At 63.0% G+C, this 7,762-nt stretch carries 6 protein-coding genes and 2 pseudogenes; 6 read left to right on the top strand and 2 right to left on the bottom strand.

From position 1 onward, the window contains the following. The 3 genes and pseudogenes from EOA79_RS26715 to otsB form a co-directional block, all read left to right on the top strand. A pseudogene (locus EOA79_RS26715) lies at positions 1 to 622 on the top strand (amylo-alpha-1,6-glucosidase); the annotation flags it as partial. Between the two features lie 188 nt (positions 623 to 810). Beyond that, complete coding sequence (locus tag EOA79_RS26710; RefSeq protein ID WP_067328827.1) at positions 811 to 2,604, top strand: trehalose-6-phosphate synthase; 1,794 nt, start codon at positions 811 to 813, stop codon at positions 2,602 to 2,604. Beyond that, positions 2,601 to 3,383 (top strand): trehalose-phosphatase, encoded by a 783-nt coding sequence (gene otsB, locus EOA79_RS26705; protein ID WP_127335211.1) that lies wholly within the window; start codon positions 2,601 to 2,603, stop codon positions 3,381 to 3,383. The genes EOA79_RS26710 and otsB overlap by 4 nt, the downstream gene beginning before the upstream one ends. A 93-nt stretch (positions 3,384 to 3,476) precedes the next feature. Here the strand turns inward: otsB and EOA79_RS26700 are convergent, their stop codons facing one another. Both EOA79_RS26700 and EOA79_RS26695 read right to left on the bottom strand, forming a co-directional pair. Next, positions 3,477 to 3,782, bottom strand: coding sequence for a hypothetical protein (locus EOA79_RS26700; protein WP_095779425.1), 306 nt, complete (start codon positions 3,780 to 3,782; stop codon positions 3,477 to 3,479). Positions 3,783 to 4,009: 227 nt separating this feature from the next. Then, positions 4,010 to 5,041 carry a hydroxyacid dehydrogenase gene (locus EOA79_RS26695; protein WP_095802301.1) on the bottom strand — a complete coding sequence of 344 codons (1,032 nt, stop codon included), beginning with the start codon at positions 5,039 to 5,041 and terminating at the stop codon, positions 4,010 to 4,012. A 138-nt stretch (positions 5,042 to 5,179) separates the two neighbouring features. Here EOA79_RS26695 and EOA79_RS26690 point away from each other — a divergent pair, with 138 nt between their 5' ends. The 3 genes and pseudogenes from EOA79_RS26690 to EOA79_RS26680 all read left to right on the top strand — a co-directional run. Further along, positions 5,180 to 6,253 carry a LacI family DNA-binding transcriptional regulator gene (locus EOA79_RS26690; protein ID WP_095802302.1) on the top strand — a complete coding sequence of 358 codons (1,074 nt, stop codon included), beginning with the start codon at positions 5,180 to 5,182 and terminating at the stop codon, positions 6,251 to 6,253. A 77-nt stretch (positions 6,254 to 6,330) separates the two neighbouring features. Next, on the top strand, positions 6,331 to 7,320 hold the full coding sequence (locus EOA79_RS26685) for a substrate-binding domain-containing protein (protein ID WP_245322399.1): 990 nt from the start codon (positions 6,331 to 6,333) through the stop codon (positions 7,318 to 7,320). A gap of 112 nt (positions 7,321 to 7,432) precedes the next feature. Beyond that, positions 7,433 to 7,762, top strand: a pseudogene (locus EOA79_RS26680) (ABC transporter permease); the annotation flags it as partial.

Here is a 7,762-nt window from a genome sequence, read left to right as displayed (position 1 = left end):
GCCCTGCAAGGTGCGAACGTCAAATGCGGGGCATCTGCTTTATGCCGGGCTGCCGCAGCCGGAGCGCGCCAAGATTGTCGCCGATCAATTGCTGTCGGCTTCCTTCCATTCCGGCTGGGGACTGAGGACGCTTGCGGACGACGCGATCTTCTTCAACCCAATGTCCTACCATAACGGCTCGATCTGGCCGCACGACACGGCGCTCTGCGGTGTCGGCCTCTCGCGCTATGGAGAGCGCGAAAGTGTCGTGCGGCTGATGAGCGGCACGTTCGAGTCGGCCGTGCACTTCAACATGCGGCTGCCGGAATTGTTCTGCGGCTTCACCCGGGCGCCAGGCGAGGCGCCGATCGCCTATCCTGTCGCCTGTCTGCCGCAGGCCTGGTCGGCAGGCTCCACCTTCATGCTGATGCAGGCCTGCCTCGGTCTGGAAATCGACGGTTGGAAAGGCGAGTTGCGCGTCACCCGCCCACGGATGCCTATCGGTATCGACACGCTCACGCTCCGGCATCTGTCCGTCGGCAATAAGACTATCGACCTCACCTTCCAGCGTGTCGGGGACCGCGTCGTTGCCTTCCTCGCCGATCGGCATGAGGGCCTGGTGCCGCTGATTGTGCGGACTTAGACGGGTCGATTGCGCAATTCCGGACGGAAAACCGTTACGAGAGCGGAGTTCCGCAAATGCATCCGGCAGTCGAAAAATGTCGGAACCGACGAGCGCCCTATGCGTTTGCAAACCGGAACCGGCACACCTCTCCGCAGCCGGCAAGAACGAAAACAAAATAGCGGACAGCCGGAGGCAACCTGGCATCAATGGCACAGTATGGCGTCGACCTCTTGTGGGTCCTTATCCTAGCTAGTCTCGGACTCAGCGCTCTCGCGATCTTCGTCTCAATAACCAGGCACCGTCACCAGCATGCAACGGCTGTGAACACGCCCGGTGCGGGCGAGGACGTCGCATCGGAAGCCGCACGCAAGGTGTTGCGCGAATTCGAGAAGAACGGGCAGTCGGTCGACGCCGCCCTCGTCACCTGGTCACCGGAGACGCTGCGCAAGATCCTTGCCGAGGATCTGCCGGACGCACAGGTCATCGTCGTCTCCAACCGCGAGCCCTACATCCACAATGAGGACGAGAACGGCGATGTCGAGCTCGTCGTGCCGGCGAGCGGACTGGTCTCGGCACTGGAGCCGATCACGCGCGCCTGCGCCGGCACCTGGATCGCCTATGGCGGCGGCAGCGCGGATCGTCAGGTCGTCGACCGCCACGACCGGGTACAGGTGCCGCCCGAAAATCCATCTTATGCCCTGCGCCGGGTCTGGCTGACCGATGAGGAATATCAGGGCTATTATCTCGGCTTCGCCAATGAAGGGCTTTGGCCGCTCTGCCATATAGCCTTTACCCGACCGATCTTCCGCGAGTCGGACTGGGCGGCCTACGAGGCCGTCAATCGCAAATTCGCCGAAACGGTGGTTGCCGAGGCCCGCAACGAGAGGCCGATCGTGCTGGTCCAGGATTATCATTTCGCACTGCTGCCGCGCATGATCCGCGAGCGGCTGCCCGAGGCCATCGTCATCACCTTCTGGCACATCCCGTGGCCGAACTCGGAAGTGTTCAGCATCTGTCCGTGGCGCGAGCGCATTCTGGATGGGCTGCTGGGCAGCTCGATCATCGGCTTCCACACCCAGTTCCATGCCAACAACTTCACCGAGAGCGTCGACCGTTTCATGGAGAGCCGGATCGAACGGGCGGATGCCGCGGTGTCCTATGGCGGCCAGACGACTTTGGTCCACGCCTACCCGATCTCTATCGAATGGCCTGTGCAACTCCTGAAGAGCCTGCCGCCGGTCGAGGAATGCCGCGCGCAAATCCGCGAGCGGTTTGGAATTCCAGCCGACGCCAAGCTGTGCGTCGGTGTCGAGCGCCTCGACTACACCAAGGGCATTCTCGACCGCTTCCATGCGCTGGAGGAACTGTTCATCCGCTACCCTGAAATGATCGGCAAGGCGGTGTTCCTGCAGGTCGCCGCACCGAGCCGGGGCACATTGCCGGCCTACAAGCACCTGCATGAGGAATGCCAGCGGCTCGCCGAGGGACTCAACGAGCGCTACGGCAACGGCAGCTATCGTCCGGTCGTGCTCGTGGCCGAGCATCACTCGCAGAAGGACGTCTACAAGATCTACCGCGCGGCCGACATCTGCCTCGTCACCAGCCTGCATGACGGCATGAACCTCGTGGCCAAGGAGTTCGTTGCCGCGCGCGACGACGAAGAGGGCGTGCTCCTGCTCAGCACGTTTGCCGGCGCCTCGCGCGAACTGCTCGAGGCGCTGATCGTCAATCCTTACGACGCGGCGATGATGAGCGAAGCCATGCGGCAGGCGCTGGTCATGGGGCCCGACGAGCAGCGCGAGCGCATGCGCCGCATGCGCGAGATCGTACGCGACAACAATGTCTATCGCTGGGCCGGCAGCATGCTGCTCGACGCGGCGCGATTGAGGAAGCGCGGCGAGCTCGACCGCGTCACGGCCTTGTCCGACCGCTCGGCAAACACCAACGGCGACAATGTCGTCTCTATCTTCGAACGCAAACAGGCAGTCGGATTCCGATGAACATCCAAGCAGATTTGACACCACCGCTTCCCGAAGGCCGGTGGGCGCTCTTCCTCGATATCGATGGCACCTTGCTCGAGCACGCCGCCCATCCAGATAGCGTCGCGGTCAGCGCGGAGTTGCGTTCGCTGCTGAAAGCGGTCGAGCGCCGGCTGGATGGAGCGCTGGCTTTCATCACCGGCCGCTCTATCGCGGCCGTCGACCGGCTGTTCGAGCCTTTGAAGCTGCGAATCGCCGGCCTCTACGGGCTGGAGCACAGGCTGACACCGGACGGGCAAATCGAGGCCGCCGACGAGCCGGCGGATATGGCTGCACTTGCCGACGAAATCGAGCTGGAGCTGGCAAGCAAGGCCGTCTATGTCGAGCGCAAGGGGCCGGTGCTCGCCATCCACACGCGGGCGGCGCCGCAATTGCTGGCCCGCGCGACGGAACTGGTCGAGACAGCACTTGCCCGGCTGCCGAAAGGCTACCGCGTAATTGCCGGCAATGCCGGTGTCGAACTGATGCCGCTGGAGGCGGCCAAGGGCGCCGCAATCCGGCGCTTCATGCAGCTTGAACCTTTCACCGGACGGCGTCCGGTATTCCTCGGCGACGACACGTCCGACGAAAACGGTTTTGAGACCGTCAATGCCGCGGGCGGGATCTCGATCCGCGTGAGACCGCAGGGCGAGACCGCGGCGCGTTTCGCCATCGCCGATGTCGCCAGCGCGATCGCCTGGCTCGCGGCGAATTTCAATGACGGCTTCGAACCGGCGGACCGCAGCGATCTGGTTGCCTGATCAATCTCGGGAAAAGTGCGTCACGGTCCTTCGTCTGGGATCGCAAAAACGGCCCCACAACGGGGCCGTTTTGTCGGTAGCTGCACTGATTGGTTACTTGCTGCCGCCGTTCTCCTTGACGCTGCTGCAGAACTCCGGATGGCTGTTGGCTGCATTGGCGTTCTTGGCCTCGTCCTCACAAGCCGTCATCATCGCGGTCTGGTCCTCCGGCGACATTGCCTTCCACGCCTTCACGAAGGCGTCCTTGCTGACCATCGTTTTCATGCTGGAGTCGGTGTAGAAGGGCTGCATCTTGGCTGGGTCATCCAGCGCCGACGTGCCGGTTTCGCCAGCGGCGAGAGCCGAGCCGGCGACCATCGAAAGGGTCATTGCGCCAAGGCAGATCATCTTGATGTTCATGACATAAACCTCCTGTTTCTCTGGATCGTTCGAGAAACGATCGTGTCATCAACGGAAGGTCCGGATCAAAGTTCCTCTATTCCCGTGAAATGCAGAAAAAAATTCTGAAGAAAAATGGTCCTGAGAGGGCCGAAACTCTCCGTGGTCCGGCCGTTAAGTTTGGTTGCATTACACTCAGGGCGGCAATCAGTAGCAGGAACGCTAATGTTCCAGGCGACGAGGCGCGATCAGTTCCTGTCGACCGGCTTGGAGCGCATCCGCGAAACGGTCTCTCGCTCGGCGCGCTTGGAGCGCATCGGCGGCAGACCGCGATCGAGGAGGTCCATGTCCTCCAGCACCATGTCGCCCATGCGCTTGAAGGCAACGTCGAGCGCGCCGGCGCGGTGTGCCGAGCGCAGAAAGCCGGAAAGCGAGCGCACCGGGTGGTTCTTGGCCAGCGGCTCCTCGGGAAACACGTCGCTGGCCGCAACGATATGGCCGCTTTTGACCGCTCCCATCAGCGCCGGGAAATCGACGACGCCGGCGCGGCTGAGCAGGATGAAGGCGGCGCCCTGGCGCATCTTGGCGAAAGCGTCGGCGCCGAGAAAACCCTGGTTCTCGCTGGTCACCGAGGCGACGACGAAAACGAAATCGCTTTCCGACAGCACCTTGTCGAGCGAGGCCGGCTCGACGCCATGTTCCACCAGCACGGAAGGCGGTAGCCAGGGATCGAAGACCCTGGTGCGCGTGCGGAAGCCGGTCAGCAGCCGATTGAGAGCGCGGCCAAGATCGCCGAAGCCGATGATGCCGACATCCGAACCTGAGAGGAGTCGCGCCGTCTGGTTGCCGTCGCCGCCCCATAGTTCCTCGCCTTGCCGGAAGGCGAGGTCGGCATCGACGATGCCGCGCGCCAGGTTTAGCGCCATGGCAAGGCCGAGTTCCGCCACCGGCTCCGCGAACACCAGGCCGGTGGTGACGACGTGAATGCCGCGGGCAAACAGCGTCTCATAGGGCATGTTGTTGATGAGATTGGTCTCGACGTTGAAGATGCAGCGCAGCGCTTTCAACCTCTCCAGCGTCTGAGGGGTGATCGGCGGCTGGCCGACGATGTAGCGGGCTTCGGCCAGCACATCTGTCGGCAACTCCGAGACACCTTCCGGCGTTGTCTCGACGATGCGATATTTTTTGCGGAAAAGCGCCAATTGCGGCGGCGTGAAGATCAGGTCGAGCGTGCGCGGTTCGGGTGCGCTGATCACCAGCGGCGAGGCTTTGTTGGACATGATTTTCCTCCCGGCGCGATTGGATCGCATCAATCATATCAGCGTTTTTACTCTCGATGAAACGATTTACAACAGCGAAAAATCGATTTATCGATTATGTTAACGAGAGGGCGACCACTCGCCTCCGGGAGAAGATTAATGGCGCAACAGCAGGCCCAGCAGCGGCGCGCGTCGATCCACGATGTGGCAAGCCAGGCGGGCGTGTCGGCGGCCACTGTTTCCAAGGTTCTTTCCGGCGTCACCACGGTAAAACCGGAAAACGCGCAGCGCGTCCTCGATGCCGTCGAGCTTCTGGGCTACCGCGTCGATCCGCTCGCCTCGGATATGCGCAGGGCCAAGCGTCGCATCATCGGCGCCATCATGCCGGAGTTCGAAAGCGAGTTCTTCGGCCAGATGGTGAGCGAGCTCGAAGGCCTCGCCGAGCAACGCGGCTATACGCTGGTCGCCGCCTCCAGCCGGGAATCGGAGCAACGTGAGAAGGAGATCCTCGCCCGCATGCATGACTGGCGCGTTGCCGGCGTCGTACTGGCGCCGGTGCGAAACGAGCACGGACCGGCGGCTGGTTTCATGAAAGCGAACGGCATGACAGGGGTGCTGATCGACCGCGTGCTTGCCGATGACGCCTTCGACACGGTTTCGGCCGACAGCGCGGCGGCAAGCGCCGAGGTGGCGCGCGCGCTGGTCAGCCAGGGCCATCGCCATGTTCTTGTGGTCGGTCTCGGCCAGCAGGCGGCGACCGTGCGCGCCCGGCTCGAAGGGTTTCGCAAGACGGCACTTGAGCTTGCGCCCGACATCAGGGTCGACGTCGTACTCTGCGAAAGCGATGTCGGGCCCTTGCGGACGCTGCTTCGCGATTATTTCAGCCAGCGGGAAGACGGCGGCGACAGGCCTACGGCGGTCTATTCGCTCTTCCTGAAGGGCACGCTGGTGGCGCTTTCGGAGTTTCGGCGGCGCGGCTGGCATTGCCCAAACGACATCTCGCTGGTCGGCTTCGACGACGCCGAATGGATGCAGGTGACGTGGCCGGCGATCGCCGCGGTGGTGCAGCCGGTGCGCGAGATCGCCGCCAACGCAATGGAGGTTTTGTTTCGCAGGATCGGAGGCGAGCGCGGTCCGCCGAGGGCGCGGCTCGAACCTTGCAAGGTGTTCATGCGGGAATCCGTTGGCTCGCCAGGCAGCGTCCCGCATTCCGGGGGAGGAGACCGACAATAACCCCCATTGTCGAAAACGGAAGAAGAGTGCCGGCCCTGGCCGAGGCATCCGGCGCAAAACAACAAACGGAGGATGGAATGACATCGCTTTCCACAAAGATAAATCGATTTACTCTCGCGTTGGGCGTAGCGCTTACGTTTGCCGCGGTCGGCGCTGCTAAGGCCGAGGACGGCGAATATGGCGTGCTGATGAAGACCTTGGCCAATCCGTTCTGGGGCGCGATGGCGCAGGGCGTCGCCGACGGCGCCAAGGAGGCCGGCGTGAAATACTTCCAGCAGGCGGCCGAAAGCGACCAGGCGGCCGAGCCGCAGCTCAACCTCTGCAACACGATGCTCGAGCGCAAGCCGGTGGCGATGATCACCGCCGCCATCAACTCGACCAACCTCTTGCCCTGCCTGAAATCGGCGCAGGATGCCGGCATCAAGATCGTCGATCTCGACAACAATCTTGACCAGGCGGTTCTCGACAAGGAAGGCGTCAAGGTCACCTTCCATATCGGTTCCGACAACGTCGCCGCGGGTGCGCAAGGGGCCGAATATCTCGTCTCCAAGCTTGGCAAGGACGCCAAGGGTCCGGTGCTGGTGATCGAGGGTCTCTCAGGCAACATCACCGGCGAGAAGCGCGCCAAGGGCTTTGCCGACAAGCTCAAGGAACTGGCGCCGGGGCTCGAGGTGGTCGCCTCGCTGCCGGGCGATTGGGATCGCGGCAAGGCCGCCTCGATCGCCACCGACACACTGACGGCGCATCCCGATCTGGTTGCCATCTTCTGCGCCAACGACGGCATGGCGTTGGGCGCCGTGGAATCGGTCTACGCCGCCGGCAAAGGCGAGCAGGTGACGATCATCGGCGTGGACGGCAATGTCGACGCCGTGAAGTCGATCAAGGAAGGCCGCCTGAACGCTTCCGTCGCCCAGCTTCCCTATCTCGTCGGCAAGCAGGCGGTCGAGAACGTCAAGAAGGCGCTGGCCGGCGAGAAGGTCGAGGAAAGCATCGCGGTGCCCACCCTGGTGCTGACCAAGGACGTGCTCGACGCCGGCAAGGAGCCGATGCTGCAATACGTGAAGTAGCAAGAGAAGGGACTAGGGGAGTAGGTCCGTAGGGGAGTAGGAAGAGGAAGGTTTGCACTTCCTAGACTCACTTCCCTATTCCCCTAGTCCCCTACCCAGAAGGGTGAAAACCATGGCTTCCGAAACGGCGCAGCCCGGGTTTTGGGCTCGGGTGCAGCGCGCATCCGTCGAGAGGCTCCACATCAGGCTGGAGTCGCTGCTGGTGCTTGTGCTGCTGAGCGCGGCGATGGCGCTTTTGTCGCCTTTCTTCCTGTCGCTCAGCAATTTCCTCAACATCCTGCTCGCGACATCGACGATCGGCGTGCTGGCGATCGCCGCGACCTTCGTCATCGGTTCCGGTGGGCTCGATCTGTCGCTGGGATCGGTCATGGGGCTCGCCGGCGTGGCGGGAGCCTTCGTCGCCGTTAATCTCGGCTGGCCGTCGGGGTTCGCGGTGATCGCC

The organism is Mesorhizobium sp. M1A.F.Ca.IN.020.03.2.1 (assembly GCF_004023205.1).
Lineage (GTDB): Bacteria > Pseudomonadota > Alphaproteobacteria > Rhizobiales > Rhizobiaceae > Mesorhizobium.
Note: the sequence above shows the minus strand (reverse complement) of the source record. Positions and strands in the feature narration are given on the sequence as shown.

Excerpts from the sequence above, each read along its gene's own strand:
- EOA79_RS26710 (WP_067328827.1), top strand. The coding sequence starts at position 811 with ATGGCACAGTATGGCGTCGACCTCTTGTGGGTCCTTATCCTAGCTAGT.
- otsB (WP_127335211.1), top strand. The coding sequence starts at position 2,601 with ATGAACATCCAAGCAGATTTGACACCACCGCTTCCCGAAGGCCGGTGG.
- EOA79_RS26700 (WP_095779425.1), bottom strand. The coding sequence starts at position 3,782 with ATGAACATCAAGATGATCTGCCTTGGCGCAATGACCCTTTCGATGGTC.
- EOA79_RS26695 (WP_095802301.1), bottom strand. The coding sequence starts at position 5,041 with ATGTCCAACAAAGCCTCGCCGCTGGTGATCAGCGCACCCGAACCGCGC.
- EOA79_RS26690 (WP_095802302.1), top strand. The coding sequence starts at position 5,180 with ATGGCGCAACAGCAGGCCCAGCAGCGGCGCGCGTCGATCCACGATGTG.
- EOA79_RS26685 (WP_245322399.1), top strand. The coding sequence starts at position 6,331 with ATGACATCGCTTTCCACAAAGATAAATCGATTTACTCTCGCGTTGGGC.